The following is a 26,935-nucleotide window of genomic DNA, read 5'->3' as shown; positions in this document are numbered from 1 at the left end:
GGGGGGAAGCGCGGGCGGGGGTCAGCGGAGGCCGGCGGCGGCGAAGAGGGTGGCCAGCAGCGGCTCGAGGCGCGCGGCCAGGCCGGGCTCCGCGGCCAGCGTGAACTCCACCGACGCGGGTGCGCCGTCGAAACCGGTCACCACCGCTCCGGCCTCGCGGGCCACAAGTGCGCCCGCGGCGTGGTCCCACGGCTTCAGCCCCCGCTCGAAGTAGGCGTCCCACCGCCCCGCCGCGACGTAGCAGAGGTCGAGGGCCGCCGCACCGATCCGGCGGATGTCGCGCACCTGCGGCAGCAGTTCCGCGAGCACGAGGCCCTGCTGCGCCCGCACCTCGGCGCTGTACGCGAACCCGGTCGCGACGAGGGCCTGCGACAGCTCGGTCGGCCCATTCACGCGCAACGGCACGCGGCCGAGAAAGGCTCCCCCGGCATCCGTCGCCGTGAAGACCTCGCCGACCACCGGGTTCACGACGCAGCCGGCCAGGGCCCGCCACGTCGACGGGTCGGGTTCACCCTCGACCACCGCGATGCTCACGTTGTAGGCGGGGATGCCGTAGAGGTAGTTGACCGTTCCGTCGATGGGATCGACGACCCAGGTGAGACCCGACGTTCCCCGTGTGGCGCTGTCGGTCGACTCCTCCCCGAAGAACCCGTCGTCGGGCCGGGCGGCCAGCAGGGAGCGACGGATGAACGCCTCCACCTCGCGGTCGGCGAACGTCACGATGTCTTCGGCCGACGACTTGCTCGCTGCCACCTCGACCCCCTCGGCCCTCCGGCGCGCGGCGAGGGCCGCGGCATCCGTCGCCACAGAACGGGCGATCTCGAGCAGGGAGCCGTTCGCGTCGGCGGCCACAGCGGAGGCGCTCAGCCCGCGTTCACGGTGACGCCGACTGTGCCGCACTGCGTGCTGAGGTCGGTGAAGAGCTGCTGGCCCCGCTCGACCGCGTCGCTGCTGGTGTCGGTGCCGATCGCGACGAGGCCGGCCATGTCGGAGGCCAGCGTCTGCCACTTCGGGTCACCGGCTGCAGCGGTCGCGGCCAGCTGGGCGGCCTGCGCCTGCGTCGCCGGGAAGGTGGCCGCGTCTTGGCCGAGGCTGTCCTGCCAGGAGGTGCAGGCGTCGACGACGGTGTCGTAGGCGACCTCTGACGAGGGCACGGCCGGGTCGGTGGGCGTCGCCGGCTGGGTCGGCTCCACGGTCGCCGGGGGCGCGTCGGTGGCGGGCGCGGTGGGGGCGGTGGTCGCATCGCCCGTCGGTCGGGGGCTGGCCGTCACGTTCGGGGGCGTCGTGGCCGTCGCGGTCGGCGTCGCCACCGTGGGGGTCGGCGTCGCACCGCTCGACGCACCCTGGTCAGCGCAGCCCGAGAGCAGCAGAACCCCGATCAGTGCTGCCGGAAACATCCATCGCATCATGCTCACCCCACTCTGTCTGTCGCCCGTCGGGAGGCCCCGGCGAGACATCCCGCACCCCGCATGTCAGTATGAAGCTATCGCATCGTGTTCGCGATGGGGGCACACCGAACCGAAGACCGGAATGAACAACGATATGTCAGACGTACAGAGGCGACGCGGGTGGGCGTCGATCACAGCCGCGATGGTGGTGGTGGGCGCGGTCGTGCTCGGCGTGGCGCCTGCCGCAGCCGGTGCTCCCGCGGGTGTTCCGGATGCCGCGGCGGCGCTGATGGTCGCCCCGACGGCCGTCACCCAGCCTGCGGTGTCGAGCAATCCGATCGAACTCGCCCAGACCCTCGTGCAGGCGAACTCGGCCGGCAAGTTCCGCACGAACCCCACGCTGATCTTCCAGCGGGAGATCGCGCCGCTCGCCAACGGCCAGGCGCAGGCAGGGTGTGCGCTCGACGTGCGCATTCTGCAGGTTCTCGTGCTGACGCTGCAGAACTTCGGCTCGCTCACCGTCTCCGACCTGCAGCGACCCTGCATCGGCTCGAATCTGAACTGCGGCCCGCCGACCTACTCCGTGCACTGCCTGAACCCGGGAGAGGCGATCGACTTCACCAGCGTGGGCGGCGACGGTCTGAACGGTGGCAACGGCGCGACCATCGATCTGCTGCGGTTTCTCGACACGTTCGTGCCGCGCGGCACGAACGCCGGCCAGGTGAACTGTCGCGGCAATCTCCCGCTCGCGAACATCAGCCAGTTCTCGGACTCGTGCAACCACCAGCACGTCGACTTCCGCAACACGAACGCGCCGCTGAACGTGCGCCCTGCGACCGCCGTTCTGCCCTCCCTCTCCGCCAGCGGCGCCTACGTCGCCGCTCTCTACCAGGACTACCTCAACCGCACCGCGTCGGGCGACGACCGGCAGTGGTGGGGCGGCCAGCTCGCCACCGGGTCACCGCGGAACGTGGTCTCCGACGCGTTCGTCAACAGCGACGAGTACCGACTGATCCGCATCGACGCCGCCTACCGCACCGTGCTCGGCCGTTCGTCGGAGCCCGGCGGGCGAGCCCACTGGCTCACCCTGATGCAGGCCGGCACCATCACCACCGACGACATCGAGACGCAGTTCTACGCCTCCGACGAGTACTACGCGGCCCACACCCGGACCGACCGCGGTTTCGTGGCCTCGCTCTACGTCACCCTGCTGCACCGCAACGCGTCGTCGGCCGACCGCGACTTCTGGTCGGCGCTCGTTCAGCAGAACGGCCGCCAGTGGGTGATCGACCAGTTCTGGGATTCGACGGAGACGATCAGCGAGCGCGTGAGCCTGATGTACCAGCGCTACCTCGGGCGGGTCCCTGACCCCGGGGGCTTGGCGAGCTGGGTCGGCCTCGCGCTGAAGATCGGTGACTCCGGCCTGCGGTCGGGCCTGACGTCGAGCGACGAGTACTACGCTCGCGCCGTCGCCGCCTACTCCTGACCCGCGGGGGTCGGCCGTCTCAGCGCAGCTTCCAGCGTTTGGCGAGCATCACCACGGTCGCGTAGTGCCCGATCACCTTCTGCGCCTCGTCCGTGAAGTGGATGACGTCGCGGTGCAGCTGCGGCGGCACCCTGTCTTCGCTGATCGCCGCCAGGTCGGCCGCGGTCGGCGTGAGCCCGGCCTGGGCCAGCCCGTGGTCGATCAGGTAGCGGCGCACATCGAGGTAGTTGCCCGGGTACTTCGCCTCGATCGCGGCGTTGGTGGCGGCGATCTGGCCGTAGCCGACCGACCCGGAGGGCTCGTGCTGGCTGTTCGTCACCGAGAAGACCAGGAACCGGGAGTTCTTCGGAGCGAGTGAGGCGACGATCGCATCGATGTCCCGCAGCACGTCGGCCTGGGCGGCGATGTTGTTCCGCCCCACCCAGATCGTGATCGGGTCGGAACGGTAGGCGTCGCCCTGGGTTCCGCGCAACGTCGACCCGTCGGGAACGGCCACGGCATCGCCCGCGTCGGTGCGGGTGAAGCTCAGCCGCGGCGGGTCGTGTGAGGCGTCTTCGGTGAAGGTGCCCGGGATGCCCATCAGCTCGGCGTCGTACCGGAACGGTTTCGACGTCGCACCTCCCGCGCGGTAGCTCGTTGCCGGATCGAGCGTGTCGACGACGACGGGGCCGCTGCCGGGCATCCGCATTCCGTCGACGGTCACCGCGAGCGGGAGCGCACCGAACCGGAACGCGACCTCTGTGGAGGTCTGCCCCGAAACGCCGAGGTTCGCGTGCTGCCAGCCGAACGCATCCGCCACCACATCGCCGAACCCGCCGTCTGCCGTGAGCGAGTCACCCAGGCAGGCGAAGCCGGTCTCGGGGGTACTGCTCGCGGTGGCCGGCACGGCGACCAGCGCGGCCACGAGCGGGGCCGACCACGCAGCGCCGACGACGGCGCGGCGGGTGACCTGGGGCGTCTCGATGAACACGGCTTCATCGTACTGAGGGCAGAGGGGGATTGACGGCGCGAGGGAGGTGACCTACTCTTTCTAAATCGATTTAGAGCAGGCTGGGGAGACCGGGCCTGGTCCGTACAAGGAGGTATGGGAATGACGCTTGAAGGACTGGAGAGTCCGAAGGTGCAGCGGTTCCAACGGCGGGTGACGTTCCTCTCGGCCGGCGGCACTTTTCTCGACGGGTTCGACCTGACCGTCATCGCCGTGGCACTGCCGCTGATCGCCAGCGACTGGGATGTGGACCCGCTGCAGAAGAGCCTGCTGGTCTCCTCGGCCATCATCGGTTCGTTCATCGGGGCGAGCTGGCTCGGCAATCTCACCGACCGGTTCGGGCGGAAGGCGATGTACGTGGTCGATCTTCTGGCGTTCGTCGTGTTCGCCGGGCTGAGCGCTTTCTCGATGGATGTCTGGCAGCTGATCGTGTTCCGCTTCCTGCTGGGCGTGGGAATCGGCGCCGACTACCCGATCTCGGCCACGCTCGTGTCGGAGTTCGCGTCGAACAAGCGGCGCGGCAGCCACAGCACGTTCCTCGGCGCGATGTGGTTCATCGGCGCGGTCGTCGCGTACCTGGTGGGCCTGGCGCTGCTCCCCCTCGGTGACTTCGCCTGGCGTGGGCTGCTGCTCGTCGGCGCGGTCTTCGCATTAGTCGTCTTCTTCTTCCGCCTGAAGCTCCCCGAGTCCCCTCGCTGGCTGATCTCGAAGGGCCGCGAGGAGGAGGCCCACCAGGTGATGATGCAGATCACCGGAGACGCGACCCTCCCCGCATTCGAGCCCGCGAAGGCGGGCAAGCAGCAGCTGCGGTTCCTCTTCTCGAAGACGCTCAGAAAGCGCACCTTCTTCGTCTGCGGCTTCTGGTTCTGCTACGCCACGGCGTACTACGGAATCTCGATGTACACCCCGACGATTCTCGCGCCGCTCACCAACGGCGACAGGGCGGTCACTCTGATCGGCTCCGGGCTGGTCGCGCTTCTGGGTCTCATCGGCTCGCTGATCGGGATGAATCTGGTCGACCGATGGGGTCGCCGCCCGCTCATCATCACGTCGTTCGCGGGACTCACCCTGTCGCTGATCGTTCTGGCCGTCAACCTCACCCCGACCCTCACCTTTCTGATCGTTCTCTTCAGTGCGGCGGTGCTGTTCGCGAACTCGGGCGGCGGCATTCTGAACTTCGTCTATCCGACCGAGCTGTTCCCCACCTCGATCCGGGCGACCGGTGCCGGATTCGCCACCTCGGTCAGCCGCATCGGATCCATTCTCGGCGTTCTGGTCTTCCCGAACTTCGTGGCGATCTGGGGCAACAACGTCGCTCTGTGGTTCTTCGCAGCGGTCGGGGCCGCAGGGCTCGCGATCTGCGTCGTGCTCGCGCCCGAGACGAAGGGCCGGAGCCTGGAGGACATCAACAAAGAAGAGGAGACCGTGCGTGTCTGAGATCCACCCGACAACCCCGACCGAGGCGGTCGACACCACCGAGCGCGTCATCGTGAAGAGCGCACCGGGAGAGGGCGGCTACCGCCGGCTCGAGTACGCACCCGGGGAGAATCACCTGCGACGCACCGAGCTTCTCGGCGACGAAACCGATGGGACCGACGGCATCAGCGGCTGGGATGCCCAGCGAGAGACGCTCAGCCGGTTCCTGCACATCACCGACTTCCAGTTGGCCGACCTCGCCTCCCCCAGCAGGGTGGAGTTCCTGCAGCGGCTCGCCGGGGATGCCGAATGGTCGCGCATGCTGCCGGCCTACCGACCCCAGGAGTTCCTCCTGCTGCAGGCGATCGAATCGATCATCCGCACGGTGCGGGCCAGTGTCACTCTCGACGGCCGAACGGCGGACTTCGTCGTGACGACGGGAGACAACACCGACTCGGCGCAGATCAACGAACTGCGCCAGTACCTCTCGATGATGAACGGAGGGCGCATCCGCCCCGGCGAGACGACCCGCAACCTGCGGGACACCGTCACCCTGTCGAATCACCCGTCCTACTGGAACCCCGAACCCGGAACGACCGACGAGTGGAAGACGCGCCGGGGCTTCCCCAGCTACGCCGGCGCCATCGAGACGGCGACGTTCCCCTTCGATGCGGCGGGGGTCGGCCTGCCGTGGCTCGCCTGCTTCGGCAACCACGACTGCCTCGTGCAGGGTCGGGCAGCGGCCCCTCGGGGCTACGACGACTTTCTCGTCGGCGATCGTAAACCCGTCGACCGTCCGTCAGCGGCACCGGTCGACGGCGACGCCCTGGCCGATTATGTCGACGACGCAGGCGTCTTCTCGACAGGACCGTCGGTCGGCATCGAGGCGCGGAACGACCGGCGCATCGTCAGCAAGCAGGAGTACGTCGCCGAGCACCGCGCCGCCGGCGGCACCCCCGACGGGCACGGTTTCACAGTCGACAACGAGCGGAACGGCACCGCCTACTACTGCCACGACGACGTACCGGGCCTTCGCGTCATCACCCTCGACACGACCAACCCGGCGGGCCACGTCGACGGCTGCATCGACGATGCCCAGCTGCGCTGGCTGGAGGAGCGACTGCGCGAGGTGCACTCGACCTGGGTCGACGCAGACGGCAGCATGCAGTCGGGCGACGCGACCGATCGCCTGGTGCTTCTCTGCTCGCACCACGGAATCTCGACGCTCACCAATGGGTACCGGCCCTCGGCCGAAACAGGGCCGCTGCACCTGGCCGACGAGGTGGAGGCCCTTCTGCACCGCTACCCGAACGTGATCCTCTGGGTGTCTGGGCACACGCACAAGAACGCAGCCACTCCGCGGCCCGGCGGGTCGGGCGGCTTCTGGGAGCTCTCGACGAGCTCGGTGGCCGAATGGCCCGTGCAACTGCGGAGCATCACCGTCGAGGTGGCCCCGGGGCGGGGTGCGATCATCCGGAGCACCATGATCGACTCACAGGTCGATCCCGCTCCGAGCGGCGGCACGACGCTGGCAGACCTCGCCGCACTGCACCGGGAGGCCGCCGCCAACGACCCGTACTCGGTGGGCGGCCTGAGCGCCGAAGGGCACGCGAGTGACCGGAACGTCGAGCTGTACGTGCCGCTGCCCGCGTCGACCCTGCACTCCCTGTTGCAGACCGGCGGCCTGTCGCTGGCGGGCTCGCCGACCGGCAGCACCCGCGCGGGAGCCTGATCTGCGATGACCCTGATCAGCGTGTTCTCCGAGACGAGCGGGGTGGAGCTCGAGCTTCTTCTGGCCGCCTTCGCGCTGTGCTCCCTGATCGGCATCGAACGCCAGATGCGCCAGAAGAGCGCGGGATACCGCACCCATGTGCTCGTCGGCATCGGGGCGTGCGGATTCACGCTCGTCTCGGCCTACGGCTTCGATCTGGTGCTCGGCCAGGAGGTGAACCTCGACCCCTCGCGCATCGCGGCACAGGTGGTCAGCGGCATCGGCTTTCTCGGGGCCGGGGTCATCTTCAAGGGCAGGGATGTCGTGCGCGGCCTGACGACCGCGGCGACGATCTGGGAATCGGCGGCCGTGGGCATGGCCTGCGGCGCGGGCATGCTCTCGTTGGCCCTGTTCATCACGGTTCTGCATTTGGTCACCCTCTTCGTCATCGGCCCCTTGGTTCGCCGGATACCGAGCGCCGACCGCAAACGGGTGCTCCGGATCACCTACCTCGACGGGCAGGGGATACTTCGGAACATCCTCTCCCTCGCGACCGCCATGGGTTTCGCGACCGCCATCCGGCGAAGTGACAGGGTGACCCGGGCCGGGCAGGCGGTGATCTCGATGGATGTGCGGTTCATCGGCCGGCAACCGCTTCGCGATCTCGTTCCACCCCTGCTCGAGTTGCCCGGTGTGGAACGGGTCGCCGTGACCGGCATCGCCACCCGGCCCGGCGACGAGGACGAGGAGGACGACGACTGAGCACGCCGTTCCGAGGGGCAGAATGGCTGACTATGGACGACGACATCTCCGCTCCGGCCGCTCAGCCCGGCGAGACGGCCGTACCCGCGCTTCGGCGCCGCGCGACGCTCAAGACCGTCGCCCACGCTGCGGGGGTCTCCCCCGCGCTCGCCAGCTTCGCCCTGAACGGCAAACCGGGTGTCTCCCCGGAGAAGCGCGAGGAGATTCTGCGGGCCGCGCGCGAACTCGGCTACCAACCCGACACGCTGGCGCGGGAACTGCGCACAGGCAAGACCGCTGTGCACGGCCTCATCGTGCGCAACATTGCGAACCCGTACTTCAACGACGTGCTGGCCGGGATGCAGGAGGCCGCGTTCGAGCACGACATCACGGTTCTGGCGATGGATTCGGAGTACTCCGAAGACCGCGAGCGCCGACACATCCGGCACCTGGCGGCCCGCCGGGTCAACAGTCTCGCCATCGCCCCGGTCGGGAGCGCGCACGTGGTGCAGGAGTGGCTCACCCTGCGGCCCGGTGCACGCACCGTTCTGATCAACTCGTCGACACACCTCGGACCGGGCATCCCGCGCGTCTCGCCCGATGGAGGCAGGGCCGTCACGATGGCCTTCGAACACCTCCGCGCCCTGGGTCACCAGCGCATCGGCTTTCTCACTGCTCCCGAGGCACTCCGTTCCGACGAGGACCGGCTGACCCGATTCGTCGAACTCTGTCGGGAGGCCCGAGCGGAACCGGTGGTCATCAGCGCCGAGTTGCAGGGAGCCGCCATCACCACGGCGATCGTCTCGGCGCTGCGCTCCCGGCCTGCACCCACGGCCATCATCACGAACTCCGACTTCGCCGCCCACTACGTGTACATGGCAGCACACGAGCTCGAGCTCCGCATCGGCGACGACCTCTCGATCGTCGGCCACGACGACCTCCCCACCTCGCAGCTGCTGAATCCCTCTCTCACCACCATCGCCGTGGATCGACGACGGCTCGGCCGCGAGGCGTTCCGTCGACTGTTCGGGGCAGCCGACGGCGACTACCACGGAGGGGTCAGCCTCGTCGCACGGGACTCCACCCGGCCCCCTCGGCCGCAGCCCTGAACCGAGACGCCCCACGCGGCCTGCAACCCTCACAGCCTGCGCAGCCTGCGCAACCCCTCACAGCGCGCGGCCCGCTCGGGAGGAGAATCGATGAAGACGCGAGCGCACTCCGCGCTCGACCGAGGAGACCCCATGACCCTGCCCGACACCCTGCTCGACCTGCTGCGGAAGCCGAGCCCGTGCTTTCTGTCGACCATCATGCCCGACGGTTCGCCGCAGGTGACGGAGACGTGGGTCGACACCGACGGCGTCAACGTCATCATCAACACCGTGGTCGGCTACGTGAAGGTGCGGAACGTCGAGCGCGACCCTCGGGTGGCGCTCGCCATCCAGGACCCGGAGAACCCGTTCCGCTACATCCAGGTGCGGGGCAGGGTGACGAACATGACCACGGAGGGCGGCACCGAGAGCATCGAGGCCCTCTCGCAGAAGTACACCGGCCGGCCCTACCCCTGGTACGGCGGCCGCGACCAGCAGCGCATCGTGCTGACGATCGAGGCGACGAGCGTCAGCGGCCAGGGCTAGGCGGGCTCAGTACATCGATTCGGAGTAGTCCACGTCGTACGGGGCGTCGAGATCGCCGTCGTCACGATCGTCCCGCGGAACCTGGATCGACTCGAACTGCACTGACACACCGGGTGACACAAGGGCCGTCACCGACTTGTTGCCGACGACCACGAGGTCGAGGAGGCCTCCGCCGTCGTGCACAGCCTGGAGGGCCTGGGTCTTTATCGCCTCAAGGTCGGCACCCTGTGCCAATTGGTGTATCTCGCTGTCGATCAGTATCAGGTCTCTGCGCATCGATGTCCCTTCCGTGCCTCCATTCAACAGGCCCGGGGCGCAGGCGGGTCAGGCCTTGACCCGGGCGCGGTCTGCCTCTAGGCCGACAGGTGGCGGCCGAGGTAGGGGGCGGTGCGGCTGCGAGCCTCGGCGGCGACGGCGTGCGGAGTGCCCGAGGCCACGATCCGCCCGCCCTCGACACCGCCGGCGGGACCCATGTCGATGACGTGGTCGGCGGCGGCGACCACGGGCATGGAGTGCTCGACCAGAACCACCGTGTTGCCCGCGTCGACGAGGCGCTCGAGTTGCACGACGAGCAGTTCGACATCGGCCGGGTGCAGGCCCGTGGTCGGCTCGTCGAGCAGGTAGAGGGTGTGGCCCGAGCGGGCGCGCTGCAGCTCTGTCGCGAGCTTGATGCGCTGCGCTTCGCCTCCCGAGAGCTGGGGGGCGGGCTGGCCGAGCCGCAGGTAGCCGAGCCCGACCTGGTGGAGGGTCTCGAGCGCCCGGGAGGCGGCCGGCACCTCGGCGAGGAAGGGCGCGGCCTCTTCGACGGTCATGCCGAGCACGTCGGCGATCGATGCGCCGTGCCACAGCACTTCGAGCGTCTCCCGGTTGTACCTGGTGCCGTGGCATTCGGGGCAGGGCGCCCAGCTGCCGGGCAGGAACAGCAGCTCGACAGACACGTATCCCTCGCCCTGGCACACCTCGCATCGGCCGCCGACGACATTGAACGAGAAGCGCCCCGCCGACCATCCCCTCGCCGCCGCATCGGGTGTCGCCGCGAATGCGGCGCGCACCGCGTCGAACAGCCCCGTGTAGGTCGCGAGGTTCGACCGGGGCGTTCGCCCGATCGCCCTCTGGTCGACCTGCACGACCCTGTCGACGAGTGGATGCTCGGTGCCACGTTCGGCGAGCACCCTCCCCACGAGCGTCGATTTGCCCGAACCCGACACTCCGGTGACCGCGGTCAGCACGCCGAGCGGCACATCGGCGTCGAGATGATCGAGGTTGTGCAGCGTGACATCCCGCAGGCGGAGCCAGTCGACCGGGGCCCGCAGGGCATGCCCGGCAGGCCGATGCGGCGTCGGCTGCAGGAAACGCCGCGTCACAGACGCTTCGATCTCGGCGAGACCCTCGACAGGCCCGCTGTAGAGCACCTCGCCGCCGCCGGCGCCTGCGCCGGGCCCGACGTCGACGATCCAGTCCGCCCGCCGCACGATGTCCATGTCGTGCTCGACGACGAAGACGCTGTTGCCGCTGGCGCGGAGGCTCTCCAGAACCTCGATGAGAGGTTCGGCGTCGGCCGGATGCAGGCCGGCGCTCGGTTCGTCGAGAACGTAGACCACACCGAACAGGCCCGACCGCAGCTGGGTGGCGATGCGCAGCCGCTGCATCTCCCCGGGAGAGAGGGTGGGGGTCGCCCTGTCGAGGCTGAGGTACCCGAGGCCCAGCCCGGTCAGCACCTCGACCCGGCCCAGCAGGTCGCGGGCGATCGCCACGGAGACCTCCGTTCCCTCGCCCGACGACGCGCGCGACGTGGCCGGGGCGGCGTGCTCGAGCGAGGCGATGGGGTTCAGCATCGCCGCGAGGTCGGCGAGGGTGAGCCCGTTCACCTCGGCGATCGTCAGCCCGGCGACGGTGACCGCCAGCGCCGCTCGCGTCAGCCCGCTTCCGCCGCAGAGGGAGCACGGCCCCGATTCGACGAACTGCAGCACCTTGGTGCGCTGCGACTCGCTCTGCGAGTCGGCGAGGGTGTGCATCACGAACTGCCGGGCGCTCCAGAACCGGCCCTTGTAGGGTTTGGCGACGCGGTCGCGCTGCGGGTGCACCTCGACCACGGGCTGTTCTTCGGTGAACAGCAGCCAGTCCCGCTCCTCCCGGCCGAGTTCCCGCCACGGGCGGTCGATGTCGTAGCCGAGGCCCGCCGTCACATCGCGGAGGTTCTTGCCCTGCCACGCTCCGGGCCACGCCGAGATCGCGCCCTCGCGGATGGTGAGGGAGTCGTCGCGAACGGCGGAGGCCTCCGTGACCTCGTGGGCGACGCCCATGCCGTGGCAGCGCGGGCAGGCACCCGCGACCGTGTTCGGCGAGAAGGAGTCCGATTCGAGCCGCGCCGCCCCCTGCGGGTAGCTTCCGGCCCGCGAATACAGCATGCGCACCGAGTTCGACAGTGTCGTCAGCGTGCCGACGGTCGACCGAGAGCTGGGCGCGCCCCTCCGCTGCTGCAACGCGACGGCCGGCGGCAGGCCCGTGATGGAGTCGACGTGCGGGGTGGTGCCCTGCGCGATCAGGCGCCGGGCGTAGGGCGCCACCGATTCGAGGAACCGGCGCTGCGCCTCGGCGAAGATCGTTCCGAACGCGAGCGACGACTTACCCGAACCGGAGACGCCGGTGAAGGCGACGATGCAGTCGCGCGGCACGTCGACATCCACATCGCGCAGGTTGTTCTCCCGCGCGCCGCGCACACGGATGAAGCCCTCGTTCTCGGGGTTCGCGGGAGGGCTGGCAGGGCGGACGCGGGGGGAGGGCATCCAACCGATCCTAAGCGAGAGCGCCGATGTCGCCGGGCGCGGGTAGCGTTGCAGCATGAGTGATACAGACGACCGACTCGACCAGGGCACCGAACGCCGCGCCATCGTGCTGGGCGGAGGGGGCGTCGCCGGCATCGCGTGGGAGACCGGCCTGCTGACCGGCCTCCTGCAGCACGGCATCGACCTGCAGGGCGCCGACGTCGTGGTCGGAACGTCGGCCGGGTCGGTCGTGGGTGTCGGCCTCCGCGCCGGCTCCCTCGACGCGACCTATGCCGCCCTGGTCGCCGATGACGCGGCTGCCGGCGCCACCGATGACGCGGCCGTCGCTGATGCGGCCGCTGCCGCTGACGCCGCCGCCGCTGACGCCGACGGGCGACCCGTCGTCGACCCTGCGCCCGACGGCGCGGAGGACCGCGACCTCTCCCGCACGATGAAGGTCATCATGGCCGGTGTCGCCAGCACAGAGGGCGAGGCGGCCGCCCGCCGCACGATCGGCGAGTTCGCCCGCGAGGACTACCAGCGCTCCGACGACGCGGCGAGCCGCGCCCGCATCGCGCCGCTGCTGCCCGAGGAGGGCTGGCCGGCCGGCGAGTTGCGCATCACCGCGGTCGACGCCGAGAGCGGGCACTTCACCGTCTTCGATCGCGACTCGGATGCCGACCTCACCAGCGCGGTCGCCGCGAGTTGCGCCGTTCCGGGCGTCTTCAAACCGATCACCATCGATGGGCACGTGTACATGGACGGGGGGATGCGCTCCGCGACGAACGCCGACGTGGCCGCCGACTGCACCCGCATCCTGGTGATCGCCTGCTCCCCCGAGCCGCCCGTGAGCGGGATGGGCCCGACGCTGCCGGGCGTCGTCGACACCCTGAGGGGCACCAGCGAGGTGCTCGTGGTGGAGGCCGACGATGAGAGCACCGAAGCGTTCGGCGCGAACCCGCTGCTCATGCACACCCGCCGAGCCTCCGCCGAAGCCGGTCGCCGCCAGGCCGACCTCGTGGCAGACGACGTGCGGGCGTTCTGGGGCTGAGCCGCCCGGCCAGTCCCAGCTGCGCGGCAGACTCCAGGTACGACACAACCGTTCGGCCGCGGCGCAATGGGTAGCGGCCGCGAGCGCCCGGCCGTACAGTTCGGGTCATGACGACAGACGAGACACAGGACGCCCCCATCATGGCCGGCGCCGACGAGACGACCCCCGACGACGATGCGCAGGCGCGCGACACGCGAAGCGGCGACGCTGAGCAGCTGCCCGACGGCTCCGGCTCCGACGGGAGCGACTCCGAAGACGGCGAAGACACGGTCTCGGGCGGAGGCGCCGACGATGAGTGACCCGCGCCCCGACAACACCCCGAAGCCCGACGAGATCGACCCCGAAGAGGGCACCGAGCAGAACGGGACGCCCGTGGAGAACCCCTCGGGCTGATCCCCCGGGGCTTGTCCCACCTGTCGCGCGGCCGACCAGCCAGGCGCAGCAGCGGGCGGGCGGGTGGCGTCAGCTGCGGGCGGGGACGCCCCTCGTTCGCAGCTGCTTCAGGTAACGATAGATGGTGGGCTCCGACACGTGCAGCGCGTGCGCAGCGTGAGCGACCGAGCCCTTCATCAGGAAGATGCCCGCCGCATCGAGTTCGCTCACGGCTTCGAGCTTCTCCTCCTGCGTCATGCGGCTGCCCTCCACGCGCAGGCGCGCGACGGTGCGCGCCACGCTGTCGTGGGTGAGCTCGTCGACGCTCAGCGTGAGGCGCTCGGCCACCTCGTGCGGCCCCTCGTCTGCCGAGGGTTCGGATCGGGCATCCGGAGCCAGCCCTGTCGACTTCAGCAGACCGGTCGTCTGCGTCAGTGCCTCGAGCAGCTTTCGGGCCTCGTGCAGGGGCCCGTCGTCGACGTTGAGGCAGAGCATCCCGATCACCTCGCCCCGCTCGTCCCTGATGAAGTAGGTCGACGAGCGGAAGTACCCGCCCGACTGCCCCTGCGCCAGGTAGTTCGTGAGGTAGTCGCGTTCGAGGTACTCGCGGTTCTGCAGAATCTTCAGCACCAGGTCGGTCGCCGGCCCGCCGACGCTCCGCCCGCTCATCTCGCCGTTCACCACGGCGATGATCGAGCGCGAGAGGTCGCTCACGTCGTGCAGCACGATCTCGGTGCGCGGGCCCAGCAGAGCGCCGAGAAAGTCGAGCAGCCCCAGGTAGGGAGCGAACTCGGGCCGGATCTCACGCTGCGGAGGGTTCGTGCGTTGGTCGGGCATGGCGACATCCTGTCGCACCGTCGCGTCTCTTGACAATGTGTCCTTCATGTAACAGAAATGCATCACCGTGATAAATAACTATTATCATGCTGATAACGCTCGTCAGGAAAGATCAAAGGGGATTCACATGCACGTCACTCGCAAGTCCGCTCTTGCCGCCACCGTCGCGGCCGTTTCGCTGGCCGTCGTGCTGACCGGTTGCGGGGGGCCCTCAGCGCCGCAGCCCGGCTCGTCCGATTCCGCCTCGGGCGGCAGCTCGGCCAGCAGCATCCCCGACACCTCGGCCCTGCTCTCCGCCGTGAAAGAGGACTCGGCTCTCTCGGCGATGGTGCCGAGCGCCATCGCCAGCACCAAGGAGCTGAAGGTGGGCTCGAACGTGCAGTCGGCCCCGAACAACTTCTACGCCGCAGACGGAGCCACGGTGGTCGGCTCCGACCACGACCTCATCACCGCCATCGGCACCAAGCTCGGCCTCACCGTGACCTACTCGAACCTCGACTTCGGCGCACTCATCACGAGCCTGCAGTCGGGTCGCGTCGACACCACCATCGCCGCGATGAACGACACCGCCACCCGCCAGCAGTCGATCGACTTCGTCGACTACCTCACCAGCGGCATCACGCTCATGGTGCAGAAGGGCAACCCCGCCGGCATCACCGGCCCCGACACCCTCTGCGGCAAGAACATCGCCGTCGTGACGGGCACCAGCCAGCAGACCTTCGCCGAAGACACGAGCACGAAGTGCACCACAGACGGCAAGGCCGCGCTGAACATCTCGGTCACCGACAGCGACAGCCAGAACCAGACCCAGCTGCGCACCGGGCGTATCGACGCGATCGTCAACGACCTGCCGAGCGCGGTCTACATCTCCAAGACCACGCAGGACGGGAACGCCTTCGAGGTCGTGCCCGGCGATGTGATCGACGGCGCCCCCTACGGTATCGGCGTGAACAAAGACAACCCCGGGCTCCGCGACGCGATGGCCAAGGCGCTCGACGACCTGATCGCCGACGGCACCTACGGCAAGATCCTCGACGCGTGGGGCATCTCCTCGGGCGCCGTCACGGCCGCAGCGGTCAACGGCGGAAAGTAATGACGACTCCCGCCCTTCGGGAACTCCTGCCCCAGGTGCGCCTGCGCCACTGGGGCAGGTGGGTGGTCGCAGCGGTCATCCTCGTGCTGCTGGCAGCGCTGGCATACGGTGCGTCGCAGGGTGACATCTCGTGGCGCGACATTCCGTACTACGTCATCTCGCCGATCATCCTGCAGGGGCTGGTCAACACCATCATCCTGGCGGTGGCGGCCCAGGTCACAGCCGTCATCATCGGCGTGATCATCGCGCTGATGCGCATCTCGGCCAACCCCGTCGCCCGCTGGTTCGCCGGGGCGTACACCTGGCTCTTCCGCGGCCTGCCCGTTCTGCTGCAGATTTTGCTCTGGTACAACCTCGCACTCATCTTTCCCCGGCTGCAGCTGGGCATCCCGTTCACCGACGTGGTCTTCGTCGACCTGTCGACGAACGCCGTGATGACCACCTTCGTCGCAGCCTTCCTCGGCCTCATGCTGAACGAGAGCGCCTACATGGCCGAGATCGTGCGGGCCGGGCTGAACAGCGTCGACCGCGGGCAGATCGAGGCCGCCCAGTCGATCGGCGAGACGCCTCTGCAGCGGATGTGGCGCATCGTTCTTCCGCAGGCGATGCGGGTGATCATCCCGCCCACCGGCAACGATTTCATCAACATGCTGAAGGGTACGGCCATGGCCTCGGTCATCGGCTATGTCGAACTCATCAGGGCCGCGAACAACATCGCCTCGTTCAACCTGCAGGTGATGGAGACGCTGATCGCGGCCGCGTTCTGGTACATGGTGATCGTGAGTGTCGCGAGCATCGGCCAGTCGTACCTCGAGAAGTCCTTCGACCGCAGCGACCGCGCCCGCGGTGGCCCCACCCGCCGGGCACGGCGCCGCCTGGCGCGCGACCTGGTCACGCCACCCCTGATGAGGAGCGAAGTATGACGAACACGGTTCCGGATGCCCGGCAGACCCCGAACGGCGCCACCGCTCCCCTGCTCGATGCCGTGCGCGTGAGCAAGCACTACGGCGCGCACCAGGTGCTGACGGATGTCTCGCTGCAGGTCGCCTCGGGCGAGGTGGTCTGCATCATCGGGCCCTCCGGCGCGGGCAAGTCGACCTTCCTGCGCTGCATCAACCGGCTCGAGGTACCCGACGCGGGCGAGGTCTGGGTCGACGGCCAGCCGATGGGGTTCGAGGAGCGCGGCGGAAGGCTGCACGAACTGAACGAAGCCCGACTGTCGAAGCAGCGCGCCTCGACGGGAATGGTCTTCCAGCACTTCAACCTCTTTCCGCACCTCACCGTTCTGGCGAACGTCACCGAGGGGCCCGTGCACGTGCAGAAGCGCAAGCCCAAGCTGGTAGAGGCCGAGGCCCTGCAGATCCTCGAGCGGGTGGGGCTCGGCGACAAGATCGACAGCTACCCCAGCCAGCTCTCGGGCGGCCAGCGCCAGCGGGTGGCCATCGCCCGTGCCGTGGCGATGAAACCCCTCTTCATGCTCTTCGATGAGCCGACGAGCGCGCTCGACCCCGAGCTGGTCGGCGAGGTGCTGACCGTGATGGCCGACCTCGCCGCCGACGGCATGACCATGCTGGTGGTCACCCACGAGATGGGGTTCGCCCGTGAGGTCGCCGACCGCGTGGTCTTCATGGCCGACGGCGGCATCGTCGAGCAGGGAACGGTCGACGAGGTGCTCGTGCACCCCCGCGAGGCCCGCACCCAGCGCTTTCTCGAACGGGTGCTGAAGTGACCGACGGGTTCGACGCCTACCTCGCCTTCTTCGGCGAGGAGCCGGGGTACCTCAACTTCGCCAGCTACGGCCCGCCCTCGACGGCCGTCGCGCAGCGGGCCGCCGACCTGATGGCGATCGCCGTCGGGGGCGCCGTGGGCGCGAGCGACGTCGTGCACGCCGAAGACGCGCGGGCCCGGGCCGCCTTCGCCCGGCTGAGCGGATTCGGCGTCGATTCCGTCGCCCTGGTGCCGCACACCTCGCTGGGCCTCTTCCAGGTGGCCTTCGGTGTGGGCGGAACCGTGCTCGTCAGCCGGGGCGAGTTCCCGGCGAACCTCTACCCGTGGTTGCGTTCGCGCGAGGCGGGGCTGACGGATGCCCGGCTCTTCGGCGCCGTCGGCGAACGGGTGACCCCCGACGCCGTCGCGGCCGCGCTCGACGATGCCCGCGCAGCCGGGGTGCAGGTGACCGCCCTCGCGGTGAGCGCCGTGGACTTCCGCACCGGGTTCCGCGCCGACCTTCCGGCCCTGCGGGCGGCGATCGGGCCCGACCGGTTGCTCATCGTCGACGGGATTCAGGGATTCGGTGTCGTCGACCTGCCGTGGACGGTCGCCGACGCCCTCGTGGTCGGCGGGCAGAAGTGGCTCCGTGCGGGCTGGGGAGCCGGGGCGCTGGCATTCTCCCCCGCGGGCCTCGAGCGCATCCGACCGATCCTCGGCGGCTGGACCGGGGTCGTCGACCCCTCCCACTACGACGGCGAAGAGCATCCGGTGCGGGCCGACGCCCTGCGCTTCGGCATCTCGAACCTGTCGCCCTTCGCCACCGGCGCCTTCGCGACGGCACTCGAACTCGTCGAGAGCGCGGGGGTCGAAGCGATCGAGACCGCCATCTCCAGCCGCGTGGATGCCCTGCTCGCCGCACTCGATGCCGCCGGCGTCGACGTGCTCTCGGCCCGGGGGCCCGCTGAGCGCGCCGGCATCGTGGCGGTGGGCATCGGCTCCCCCGGCCACGCGCCCGCGGATTCGCCCGGCCGCGCCCACGAGGCGCACGCCGCTCTCGCCGCGGCGGGCTACACCGCCACCCTGCACGGGAACGACCGCATCCGCCTCGCCGTGCACGCCACCACCTCGCCCGCCGTCTTCGACGCGGTCGCCACGATTCTGAAGGACCACTCATGACCCAGCCAGCCACCCCCGTCGCCATCGCGACCCCCGATGCCCCCGCCGCCGTGGGGCCGTACTCGCAGGCCGTTCGGCTCGGCGACCTCGTGTTCGTCTCGGGGCAGCTGCCGATCGACCCCGCGACCGGCGCCTTCGCCGCCGGCGGCATCGGCGCAGAGACCACCCAGTCGCTGCGGAATGCCGAGGCCATTCTCGTCGCGGCGGGCAGCTCCATCGAACGCGTCGTGAAGACCACCGTGCTCACCACCAGCCTCGCCGACTTCGCGGAGATCAACGCGGCCTACGCCGCCGTCTTCACCGGAAACGTGCTGCCCGCGCGAGCGGCGTACGAGGTCGCGGCCCTGCCGCTCGGTGCGCGGGTCGAGATCGAACTCGTCGCTGCCGTCGGCTGATCGGGCCACCGGCAGGGCCGCCTCCCGCGCCCGTGAAGGGCTAGACCCGCAGGCCCAGGGCGTGCAGCGCCTGTGACACCAGCCACTGCTCGGCCCGATCCCACGACCACCCGGAGTCGCGCAGGGCGCGCCAGGCTGCGACACCGAAGAAGAAGAGGAGCACGGTCGCCGTTTCGCTGAGCGGTTGGTCGACCACGCCGTTCAGTTCCCGGATGCGTTCCGCGGCTCGTGCGCAGTTCTCGCGCAGATCATGCTGGGCCGCCTGCACGCGGGCGGCGATGGCGGGCTCGGCGCCGGCATTGTCGTACAGGGTCGTCATCAGCCACTGGTGGCGCTCGGAGACCGATCGCGTGCCGTGGCCGATCGCTCGAACGACCTCCGAGGGAGTCTCCGCCTCGGCCACACGCTGCAGTGCCCGGTCGATCACGACATCTCGGGCAGCCTCGTCGAACAGCGCGATGAAGAGCTGCGACTTTCCGCCGACCGAGGAGTACACCGTGGCGACGGAGACCCGCGCCCGGTCTGCGATCTGCGGCATCGTGACGGCCGAATAGCCCTGCTCGACGAAGAGCGACAGCGCGCTCTGCAGCACCTCGGATCGCGTCAGTGCCGCTCCCTCGGCCCGTCTCTCGGAGGAATAGGTTCGGGGCGTCATCGTGCCATCTTAAGTGATTACACCGGTGTGTATTCAAAAGAGGTATCTATGATCAATTGGAGTCAGCTCAACCCACCGCATTCTCCAGACGGGAACACCCCTCACTGTGACAACCTCCACACACGATCTCTCCGCCGACAACACCGTCGTGGTGGTCGGCGCCGGGCCGACAGGCCTCTGGCTCGCCAGCGAACTCGCCCTGGCCGGCGTGCACGTCGTCGTTCTCGAGAAACGCCTCGAACGCTCGCCGCACGCGCGGGCGCTCGGCATAATGCCCCGCACCCTCGAAGTGCTGGCGCTGCGCGGCGCTGCCTCGCCCTTCCTGGCCGCCGGGCGCCCCGTGCCCGCCTGGCATTTCGGCCTGCTCGAGCAGAGTGTGCGTTTCGACACGCTCGACACGCCCTTTCCGTTCATGCTGCTGCTTCCCCAGACCACGACGGAGTCGTTGCTCGAAGAACGGGCGCGGGGCCTCGGCGTGGTGATCGTGACCGGCGCCGAACTGACCGGCCTCGACCAGCCTGGCCTCGATGAACCCGGCCTCGACCAGCCCGGCCTCGACCGACCCGGCGCGATCGTCACCGCGACGTACACCGAGAACGGCGCAGAGCGGCGGATCGAAGCCGCCCTCGTGGTGGGCTGCGACGGTGCCCACAGCGCGGTTCGCCGCCTCGCCGACATCCCGTTCGTCGGAGAGGCCAGCTCGACGTGGGGCTTCGTCGGCGATGTGATGCTCGACACGCCCCCCGCACCCGGTACACGCATCGTGCGACCGGATGGTGCGCTCATCGTCGCCCCGCTGCCCGACGGGCGCCACCGGCTCACCGGTTGGGACCCTGAACACCAGTCCGAGGGTGAGGAGCTCGACCTCGAGACACTGCGGGCCTTCACCCGTCGGATGGCCGACACGGACTTCGGACTCCGCGACCCCTCGTGGTTGTCCCGGTTCGGCGACGCCAACCGTCTCGCGGCCACGTTCCGACAGGGCCGGGTGCTGCTCGCCGGCGACGCAGCGCACATCCACTGGCCCACCGGCGGGCTCGGCCTGAACGCCGGCATCCACGACGCGATGAGCCTGGGCTGGCGTGCTGCGGCATTCGTGCGCGGGCGGGGCACAGCAGCGCTGCTCGACGACTACGCGTCGGAACGGCGAGCCTCCGGTGAGGCGCTCCGCACCTCCACCCTGGCGCAGGGCGCGCTGATCACGGCGGCAGACCCGGCCGGCCTCGCCCTCCGCGCGACCATGAACCGCCTGCTCGCCACGGCCGAGGGCAACGAGTCCATCGGCACCTGGCTCGCCGGCCTGAGTCGCGAGAGCACTCTCCCTGTCGGCGTCGAGGGCCTTCCCGAGGCATTCACCGGCGGTCGACCCGTGCTGGTGATCTCCGATGCGACCCTCTACGCCACCGTGCGGGAAGCGCTGGAGATCGCCTCAGACGACATCGTGATGCTCTTCGCCGAACCGCGTCGGGAGCATCCGCTCCCGCGCGCGATGCTCGTGCGCCCCGACGGTCACCTCTCGTGGGCGAGCCCGAACGACGGCCCGCTCGCGGCCGGGCTGAACGACGCGCTCAGCCGCGTCGGCATTCCGCTCGGCGAACCGTCAGGCCCGGAGGCGTTCGATCGCGTCGGCCGCCGCGCTGGCGCCTGACTCCGCACCGAGGGCCGACCCGAGCGCGCGGGCCCGCGCCGTGAATTCCGGGCGCAGGAGGTCGCGGAGGGCCGTGACGAGGGTCGCCTCCGACAGTCGGTCGAACGGCAGCCACCTGCCGACCCGCAGGTCTTCGAGGCGCCGCCCCCAGAAGGGCTGGTCGAAGTTCACCGAACAGACCAGCGTCGGAAGACCGGCGGTGAGGCTGGCCGCCGTCGTGCCTGCGCCCCCGTGGTGCACGGCAGCGCGGCAGAGCGGGAACACCGCGCGGTGGTCGATCTCGCCGGTGACCCGCACGCGATCCCCGAACCGGCCCCGGCCGCCCTCGGAGTAGCTGGACCAGCCCGCCCCGATGAGCGCTCGCACCCCGAGGCGCGTCGCGACCCGGCTGATGAGATCGATCATCAGCCGCGGCTCGCGAACCGGCATGCTGCCGAAGCCGAAGTAGACCGGCGGGGAGCCGGCCCTGAGCCAGTCCGCGAGGCCGTCGTCTGCCGCATCCTCGCCCCACAGGCGCCGGTGCAGCGAGCTCGGAGCGATGAATCCGGTCAGCGGCCGCTGCGGTGACCAGTCGACGAGCTGGGGAACGAGCACGCCGCTGTAGGCCTGCAGTTCGAGAGTGCGCTGCCGGCGGAGCCGCACGGCGAGGTTCTCGCGGGTGGGCGGGAGCCCGAGGTCGGCGCGGAAGGCGTTCGCATACTCGGCTGTCGCCTTCCACTCGGCGCGGGCGACGAGGCGGTGGGTGAGCCTGTTGGCCGGCCCGCCGAGACGCCGGGTGGTGAGGGCATACGCCGGAAAGTACGGGTTGCTCCGCCGCGGCGCATAGAAGAGGCCGACGAGCGGGATGCCCCGGGCCTCGGCCATCGCGCTGCCCTCCTCCATCGTGTTGACGCCCGACACGATCACGTCGCTGCCGTCGCTCGCCCGGCTGATGGCCTGGCGGAGACCGGCGCGACGTTCCGTCTTGAGGCGCACGACTCCCTGCAGGAACGCCCGCATGTCGCCCGCCTCCAGCCACGCGGCGCCTTCCGGCGAATCGAGCAGTTCCCGGGTGCTGAACCCCAGCGGCTCCGTCGGCACCCCGAGCTCGGAGCCGAACCGCGTCAGATCGTCGGAGGCGACGAGCACCACGTCGTGCCCGCGCTGTTTCAGCTCATCTGCGAGCACCGCCGACGGTTGCACGTCGCCGCGGCTTCCCGCAGAGAGGATGCTCACCCGCACGGTCAGACCCGCGCGAGCGGCGCGACGGTTCGCGGCGCCCTCCGTGTCGGCGGGCGGAACGCCTCGGTCGTCTGTGTGCGGAACGCCTCGAGCGTCTGTGTGCGAGCAGCAGATGTCATGCATCCAGCGCAGCCCACAGCTGTCAACGGGCGGTCGACGCGGAGTGGAACCGGCCGTCTCGCACCCCGTCAGCCCGGGCGTCTGCGTGCTTCCACCGATGTGCACCCCGACACCCCCCGGCCAGACTGTCTGCTTCACCCCGTACAGAATGGGAGCAGTCATGCGAGTGGCATTCAGCAGCACCGGGTTCGTCGGGCATCTCGTTCCGATGTTTCCCCTGATGAGAGCCTTCGTGGTAGCCGGCCACGAGGTGGCGGTCATCACCAGCCCCGAGTTGGAACCCTTCATCCACCGTGAAGCGTCTGAGCACCTGGTCGTGCTGCCGGCCGGGCCGCCCGCCGGCGTCACCATGAAGAGGATGGGCGAGAGATCGGGGGTCAGCCCGGCGATCGAGCCGGTGCCCCCGGTCATCGCGGAGTTCTTCGCCGGCCAGCAGGTGGATGCGGGGTTCGAACGCGCCCGCCACGAAGCCACGGTGTGGGCACCCGACGTGATCATCGGCGAGGCGATGGACTACATCGGCCTGCTGGTCGCCGGAACGCTCGGAGTGCCCTTCTACCGCCATTCCTTCGGGCCCACGCGCCCCCGCATACTGACCGAGTCACTCGATCGGGTGGCGGCAGGGCGGGCAGCTGCGCTCGGCGTGCCGCTGACAGCGACCGAGGCCCTCATCGACATCTTCCCCGCGGGTCTCCAGGCCGAGGGCGTCGCCAGTCCGCTGAGGCAGATCCCGCTCAGGCCCGAGATCCACCACCGGGCAGGGCAGATCCCGGCCCAGATCCCACCGGCCGGGGATCCTTCTCGGCTGCGGGCCCTGGTGACCTTCGGCACGGTCTTCACCGATCCGCTGGTGAGAGACGCTGCGGTGGACTCGATGGACCCGAAGCACTGGGACCTGGTCATCACGACGGGGACCGACGACGACGGCGCCACCGGGTCGTCGCATCCGGAACGCCGGTACGTACCGTTCACCCCCCTCGGCGACCTCCTGCCCGGCACCGACCTCGTGATCACGGCAGGCGGGGCGGGAACCGTGCTCTCTGCGCTGATCGCCGGCATTCCGATGGTGATCCTGCCGCTCGGGGCAGACCACGACATCAACGCCGCCCGAGCCGAAGCGGCGGGTGTCGCCGTGGTCGTGCACGATCCCGGCGAGATCGGGAGGGCCGCGACCCGCGTGCTGTCCGACCCGCGCCACCACGAACGCTCCCGCATCATCGCGGAACAGATCGCCGCACTGCCGAACGCCGACGTCGTCGCAGCCCGGCTCACCACAGAGCTGGAGGAACGTCATGAGCAGTGATGCACCCGCACGGGGAGCATTCTCCACGTGGCTGAGCGGGGCTCGCCCCCGAACTCTGACCCTCTGCGCCGTGCCCGTCGTGCTCGGCACCGCCGCGGCCCTGCATGCGGGCCGCGCCGACCTCGGGCTGGCCGTTCTCGCCCTGGCGACGGCGCTCTTCCTGCAGGTGGGTGTCAACTACAGCAACGACTACTCCGACGGAGTGCGGGGCACCGATCAGTTCCGGGTGGGTCCGCCGCGGCTCACCGGGTCCGGCGCGGCCCACCCGCGGAGGGTGCTGGCCGTCGCACTCACCTTCTTCGTGCTCGCCGCGGTGTCAGGGCTCGCCCTGATCGTGGTGACCCAGGAATGGTGGCTGGTCGCTGTCGGCGCCGCAGCCATTCTCGCGGCTTGGTCGTACACCGGTGGCACACGTCCGTACGGCTATGCCGGGCTGGGCGAGGTGGCCGTCTTCGTCTTCTTCGGGCTGGTGGCCACGATCGGCAGCGAGTATGTGCAGACCAGAACGTTCAGCCTGCTCGGTCTGGCCTGTGCGGCGGCGGCCGGCTTCTTCGCCTGCGCCGTGCTGATGGTCAACAACATCCGCGACATCGTTCCGGATGAGAGAGCGGGCAAACGAACGCTGGCGGTGATCGTGGGTCTTCGCCGGGCCCGGGTCTTCTACGGCGCGCTCCTCGTGGCGCCCTACGTGCTCGCCGCACTTCTCGTGGTCGAACACCCCGCCGCTCTGCTCGTCGTGGTGTCGCTCCCGCTCACCATCCGGGCGTTCGCGCTCGGCACGAGAAGCGCGAAGGCCCTCGAGCTCATCACCGCGCTGAAGTCGACGTCGTTCGGCGCGCTGCTCTTCGCACTCGCGCTGGGTGCAGGCCTGGTTCTGACGTGAAGCGCACGGGGCTGCTGGTGGCCGCCGGGGGCGTCGTCGTGCTGGTCTGCCTCGCCGCCATCTGGCTGAGTACGCACCCGACGTACGTGCCGACGATCGACGCGGAGTGGCAGCGGCTGATGCTCGCGAACCCGCTCCCACCTGTGCTCGACGTCGCCCGGGTGCTCGACGTACTGGGGCAGGGCGTGATCGGCTTCGTCGTTCTGCCACTGGTCGTGGCCGCCCTCCTGTGGCGGCGCGGGCGCGGCGCCGTCGGCCTGGTGATCCTGTCGTCGCTGGTTTCGCTCGCTGCCGCCCAGCTTCTCAAGCACGTCGCCGAGAGGGCCCGCCCGGCTCCCATGCTCGTACCGAGCGACCTGGGCTCGTTCCCGTCGGGTCATGTCGCGAACATCGCCACGCTCGCGGTGGTCGTGCTCCTGGTTGTACCGCTCCGGCGCGTCGCCCTGCTCGGCGCCCTCGCCGTCGTCGTGATGGCTCTCAGCAGAACGTTCCTGAACGTGCACTGGCTCACCGACACCCTCGCCGGAGCTCTTCTCGGTGCGGCGGTTCCGGTTCTGCTCGCGGCAGCTGTCAGGTTCGGCGAGGGGGCAGGGAAGCGCCCGCCCGAACGCGTTCGACAGCCTGCGCCAGATCACCCGTCCAGAGTTCGCCGTGACCGGGCAGCAGAGTGTCCGCAGAGAGATGCTGCAGGTAGCTGAGCCCCTCCACCGCAGCCGCCGGGTCGTGGGCGAAGAACGAGGGGAGAAGCTGCGGCCCGGTCTGCCGGGTGAGGGGATGCCCGGTGACGAGAGCATCACCGGAGGCGAGCATGCCCACATCGGGGAGGAGGAATCCCGTGTGCCCGCTGGTGTGGCCGCCGCTGAGAACCGGGATCGGCCCTCCCGGCAGGTCGAGCCGACCCTCCTGCGGGAAGGGTTCGGCTGACGGGAGGGAGACGTGCTGCGCGCCGCCCGCCATCGCGATCGCGGCCAGCCAGCGCGCACCGCGGGGCTTCCAGGAGTGACGCACCACATCGCCGACGCTCGCCTGTTCGTGCGCCGACCCGTGCACGTTCGGCAGTTCCCGGGAGTGCGCGAACACCGGAACCTCCCCGCGGCCGAGCAGGGCGGGGAGCCCGCCGACGTGGTCGACGTGCGCATGCGTGACGAGCACCGCGCGAACGTCTTCCCACCGGTGCCCGATCTGTTCGATTCCGGCCACGACCGCGCTCGCGTCGGCCGGATACCCGGCGTCGATGAGGGTGAGATCGCGCCCCTCGCGCAGAACGACGAAGTTCACCGCCGTGCCTCGGCCGAGAAAGACATTGCGCGCTACGCGGTACATGTGGCCTCCGGGAAGAGAGCCGCCTGGTGGGCGAGCGCTGCTTTGGCCGCAGAGAGCGACGTGTGGCGGGCCGCGGTGGTGACATTCCCGTGGGCGCGGGCCAAGGGGTGACCGGGGGCGAGCGCATCCGGCCCGAGACTGCCGAGGAGGCGGGGAACGACCGACTCCGCCTCACCCACGGCACTCACCGCGAGATCGGCGGCGCGGCTCAGGGCCCGGGCGGTCATACCGTCGATTCTGGCACGCGTGGTCAGCCCGGAGGTCGCCGCCGCGAGCAGGGCTTCGGCCCTCTCCATCTGCCGCAGTGCATCCGAAGCCGACAGCCTCACGTCCGGCCTCGACCAGCGCTTCGACGGTGTCTCGGCACCGCGGGCCGCGGTGATCTCCCTGTCGAGGAGGGATGCCGCCGACCGAGCCATGCCGACGACGGACGAGGCGAAAAACAGGGTGGCGAAGAACGTCAGGGGCGCCTCTGCCCTCGGGTCGGCCAGGGAGAGCACGCGCCTGGCCGGTACGGCCACCCCGTCGAGGTGCGCCGTGTCTCCCCCGGCCCCGGTGAGCCCGAGCGCGTTCCAGGTGCATTCGGCGCGCACCTGGCCGATCGGCACGAGCACCCGGCTGAGACGGTGCGAATCGGTGTCTGCCACCGTCGCCATCACCCAGCTCGCGAACCGGAGCCCGCTCACGGGCGCCGAGACCGCCGTCACGACGGTCTCGCCCGCGGTGGTGCTGAGGGTGCCGGAGGGTGCGAGCGTTCCGCCGATCAGTGCGTCGGCGTCCGCGCCCCAGATCTCGTCGAGGGTCGCCTCGGGGAACTGCGCGACCGCGAGGTTCGTGACCGCCGCGATGGCGGCAAGCCAGCCGGCGTCGGCGTTCCAGGCCGACACCTGCGCGATGCGTCGCGCGATCTCCTCCACGGTCTCCGCGCCGCCGCCGTACTGCTCGGGCACGAACGCCCGGAACACCCCTGTGTCTCTCAGCACATCGACGTCGGCCGTCGTCAACACGCTCGCACCCTC

Annotated in this window: 26 protein-coding genes and 1 pseudogene; 17 read left to right on the top strand and 10 right to left on the bottom strand. The window is 69.9% G+C overall.

Going from position 1 to position 26,935, the window contains the following annotated elements:
* Positions 1-21: 21 nt before the first annotated feature.
* Complete coding sequence (locus C5B96_RS15665; protein ID WP_104246292.1) at positions 22-852, bottom strand: inositol monophosphatase family protein; 831 nt, start codon at positions 850-852, stop codon at positions 22-24.
* An 11-nt stretch (positions 853-863) separates the two neighbouring features.
* A complete protein-coding gene (locus C5B96_RS17225) occupies positions 864-1,397 on the bottom strand; it encodes a hypothetical protein (protein ID WP_146078223.1) in 534 nt (177 codons plus the stop codon).
* Between the two features lie 145 nt (positions 1,398-1,542).
* Here C5B96_RS17225 and C5B96_RS15655 point away from each other — a divergent pair, with 145 nt between their 5' ends.
* Positions 1,543-2,874 carry a DUF4214 domain-containing protein gene (locus tag C5B96_RS15655; protein ID WP_158507210.1) on the top strand — a complete coding sequence of 444 codons (1,332 nt, stop codon included), beginning with the start codon at positions 1,543-1,545 and terminating at the stop codon, positions 2,872-2,874.
* A 19-nt stretch (positions 2,875-2,893) separates the two neighbouring features.
* On the opposite strand, the gene C5B96_RS15650 is transcribed toward C5B96_RS15655, so the two are convergent.
* A complete protein-coding gene (locus C5B96_RS15650) occupies positions 2,894-3,844 on the bottom strand; it encodes a hypothetical protein (RefSeq protein ID WP_104246289.1) in 951 nt (316 codons plus the stop codon).
* Positions 3,845-3,964: 120 nt separating this feature from the next.
* Between C5B96_RS15650 and C5B96_RS15645 the strand changes: the two genes are divergently transcribed.
* The 5 genes from C5B96_RS15645 to C5B96_RS15625 all read left to right on the top strand — a co-directional run bounded on the left by C5B96_RS15645 (position 3,965) and on the right by C5B96_RS15625 (position 9,364).
* Positions 3,965-5,299, top strand: a complete 1,335-nt coding sequence (locus tag C5B96_RS15645; protein WP_104246288.1) for an MFS transporter — start codon at positions 3,965-3,967, stop codon at positions 5,297-5,299.
* Positions 5,292-7,010 carry a metallophosphoesterase gene (locus tag C5B96_RS15640; protein WP_104246287.1) on the top strand — a complete coding sequence of 573 codons (1,719 nt, stop codon included), beginning with the start codon at positions 5,292-5,294 and terminating at the stop codon, positions 7,008-7,010. The genes C5B96_RS15645 and C5B96_RS15640 overlap by 8 nt, the downstream gene beginning before the upstream one ends.
* 6 nt (positions 7,011-7,016) lie before the next feature.
* Positions 7,017-7,751: an MgtC/SapB family protein gene (locus C5B96_RS15635; protein ID WP_104246286.1), complete on the top strand. Its 735-nt coding sequence runs from the start codon at positions 7,017-7,019 to the stop codon at positions 7,749-7,751.
* Positions 7,752-7,783: 32 nt separating this feature from the next.
* Positions 7,784-8,839, top strand: a complete 1,056-nt coding sequence (locus C5B96_RS15630; protein WP_104246285.1) for a LacI family DNA-binding transcriptional regulator — start codon at positions 7,784-7,786, stop codon at positions 8,837-8,839.
* Positions 8,840-8,971: 132 nt separating this feature from the next.
* Positions 8,972-9,364, top strand: a complete 393-nt coding sequence (locus tag C5B96_RS15625) for a PPOX class F420-dependent oxidoreductase (protein WP_104246295.1) — start codon at positions 8,972-8,974, stop codon at positions 9,362-9,364.
* A gap of 6 nt (positions 9,365-9,370) precedes the next feature.
* On the opposite strand, the gene C5B96_RS15620 is transcribed toward C5B96_RS15625, so the two are convergent.
* Positions 9,371-9,640, bottom strand: coding sequence for a hypothetical protein (locus C5B96_RS15620; protein ID WP_104246284.1), 270 nt, complete (start codon positions 9,638-9,640; stop codon positions 9,371-9,373).
* A gap of 77 nt (positions 9,641-9,717) precedes the next feature.
* Entirely contained in the window at positions 9,718-12,150 is a 2,433-nt protein-coding gene (locus tag C5B96_RS15615) for an excinuclease ABC subunit UvrA (protein ID WP_104246283.1), read from the bottom strand.
* Between the two features lie 55 nt (positions 12,151-12,205).
* On the opposite strand from C5B96_RS15615, the gene C5B96_RS15610 reads away from it, so the two are divergent.
* Entirely contained in the window at positions 12,206-13,180 is a 975-nt protein-coding gene (locus C5B96_RS15610) for a patatin-like phospholipase family protein (RefSeq protein WP_104246282.1), read from the top strand.
* 107 nt (positions 13,181-13,287) lie between these two features.
* A complete protein-coding gene (locus C5B96_RS15605; protein WP_104246281.1) occupies positions 13,288-13,479 on the top strand; it encodes a hypothetical protein in 192 nt (63 codons plus the stop codon).
* A 163-nt stretch (positions 13,480-13,642) separates the two neighbouring features.
* Here C5B96_RS15605 and C5B96_RS15600 read toward each other — a convergent pair whose 3' ends face one another.
* Positions 13,643-14,389, bottom strand: coding sequence for a transcriptional regulator (locus tag C5B96_RS15600; protein WP_158507209.1), 747 nt, complete (start codon positions 14,387-14,389; stop codon positions 13,643-13,645).
* A 127-nt stretch (positions 14,390-14,516) separates the two neighbouring features.
* Between C5B96_RS15600 and C5B96_RS15595 the strand changes: the two genes are divergently transcribed.
* From C5B96_RS15595 to C5B96_RS15575, 5 genes are read left to right on the top strand one after another with little or no spacing between them, the layout of a single operon-like run.
* Positions 14,517-15,482 carry an ABC transporter substrate-binding protein gene (locus tag C5B96_RS15595; RefSeq protein WP_104246279.1) on the top strand — a complete coding sequence of 322 codons (966 nt, stop codon included), beginning with the start codon at positions 14,517-14,519 and terminating at the stop codon, positions 15,480-15,482.
* Positions 15,482-16,405: an amino acid ABC transporter permease gene (locus tag C5B96_RS15590; RefSeq protein ID WP_104246278.1), complete on the top strand. Its 924-nt coding sequence runs from the start codon at positions 15,482-15,484 to the stop codon at positions 16,403-16,405. The genes C5B96_RS15595 and C5B96_RS15590 overlap by 1 nt, the downstream gene beginning before the upstream one ends.
* Positions 16,402-17,211 (top strand): amino acid ABC transporter ATP-binding protein, encoded by an 810-nt coding sequence (locus tag C5B96_RS15585; protein WP_104246277.1) that lies wholly within the window; start codon positions 16,402-16,404, stop codon positions 17,209-17,211. Before C5B96_RS15590 ends, C5B96_RS15585 begins: the two co-directional genes overlap by 4 nt.
* On the top strand, positions 17,208-18,368 hold the full coding sequence (locus C5B96_RS15580; RefSeq protein WP_104246276.1) for an aminotransferase class V-fold PLP-dependent enzyme: 1,161 nt from the start codon (positions 17,208-17,210) through the stop codon (positions 18,366-18,368). The genes C5B96_RS15585 and C5B96_RS15580 overlap by 4 nt, the downstream gene beginning before the upstream one ends.
* The gene (locus tag C5B96_RS15575; RefSeq protein WP_104246275.1) at positions 18,365-18,763 is read left to right on the top strand and encodes a Rid family detoxifying hydrolase; all 399 of its coding nucleotides are present in this window, start codon (positions 18,365-18,367) and stop codon (positions 18,761-18,763) included. The genes C5B96_RS15580 and C5B96_RS15575 overlap by 4 nt, the downstream gene beginning before the upstream one ends.
* 40 nt (positions 18,764-18,803) lie before the next feature.
* Here C5B96_RS15575 and C5B96_RS15570 read toward each other — a convergent pair whose 3' ends face one another.
* On the bottom strand, positions 18,804-19,418 hold the full coding sequence (locus C5B96_RS15570) for a TetR/AcrR family transcriptional regulator (RefSeq protein WP_104246274.1): 615 nt from the start codon (positions 19,416-19,418) through the stop codon (positions 18,804-18,806).
* A 106-nt stretch (positions 19,419-19,524) separates the two neighbouring features.
* Between C5B96_RS15570 and C5B96_RS15565 the strand changes: the two genes are divergently transcribed.
* Positions 19,525-21,066 (top strand): FAD-dependent monooxygenase, encoded by a 1,542-nt coding sequence (locus tag C5B96_RS15565; protein ID WP_158507208.1) that lies wholly within the window; start codon positions 19,525-19,527, stop codon positions 21,064-21,066.
* Here C5B96_RS15565 and C5B96_RS17220 read toward each other — a convergent pair.
* On the bottom strand, positions 21,019-22,410 hold the full coding sequence (locus C5B96_RS17220; RefSeq protein WP_158507207.1) for a glycosyltransferase: 1,392 nt from the start codon (positions 22,408-22,410) through the stop codon (positions 21,019-21,021). The genes C5B96_RS15565 and C5B96_RS17220 overlap by 48 nt on opposite strands.
* A gap of 163 nt (positions 22,411-22,573) precedes the next feature.
* Between C5B96_RS17220 and C5B96_RS15555 the strand changes: the two genes are divergently transcribed.
* The 3 genes and pseudogenes from C5B96_RS15555 to C5B96_RS17890 all read left to right on the top strand — a co-directional run.
* Positions 22,574-23,710: a glycosyltransferase gene (locus C5B96_RS15555; protein WP_158507206.1), complete on the top strand. Its 1,137-nt coding sequence runs from the start codon at positions 22,574-22,576 to the stop codon at positions 23,708-23,710.
* Positions 23,700-24,593 (top strand): 1,4-dihydroxy-2-naphthoate polyprenyltransferase, encoded by an 894-nt coding sequence (locus C5B96_RS15550; protein WP_104246270.1) that lies wholly within the window; start codon positions 23,700-23,702, stop codon positions 24,591-24,593. The genes C5B96_RS15555 and C5B96_RS15550 overlap by 11 nt, the downstream gene beginning before the upstream one ends.
* 119 nt (positions 24,594-24,712) lie before the next feature.
* A pseudogene (locus tag C5B96_RS17890) lies at positions 24,713-25,141 on the top strand (phosphatase PAP2 family protein); the annotation flags it as partial.
* 22 nt (positions 25,142-25,163) lie between these two features.
* On the opposite strand, the gene C5B96_RS15540 reads toward C5B96_RS17890, so the two are convergent.
* Together C5B96_RS15540 and C5B96_RS15535 are read right to left on the bottom strand one after the other, a co-directional pair.
* On the bottom strand, positions 25,164-25,916 hold the full coding sequence (locus C5B96_RS15540) for an MBL fold metallo-hydrolase (RefSeq protein WP_104246268.1): 753 nt from the start codon (positions 25,914-25,916) through the stop codon (positions 25,164-25,166).
* Complete coding sequence (locus C5B96_RS15535) at positions 25,904-26,923, bottom strand: hypothetical protein (RefSeq protein WP_146078219.1); 1,020 nt, start codon at positions 26,921-26,923, stop codon at positions 25,904-25,906. Before C5B96_RS15535 ends, C5B96_RS15540 begins: the two co-directional genes overlap by 13 nt.
* Between the last annotated feature and the right edge of the window lie 12 nt (positions 26,924-26,935).

Origin of the sequence: Subtercola sp. Z020 (genome assembly GCF_002931235.1) — a bacterium.
Classification (GTDB): Bacteria; Actinomycetota; Actinomycetes; order Actinomycetales; family Microbacteriaceae; genus Subtercola.
This window is presented reverse-complemented; position numbering and strand designations above follow the sequence as displayed.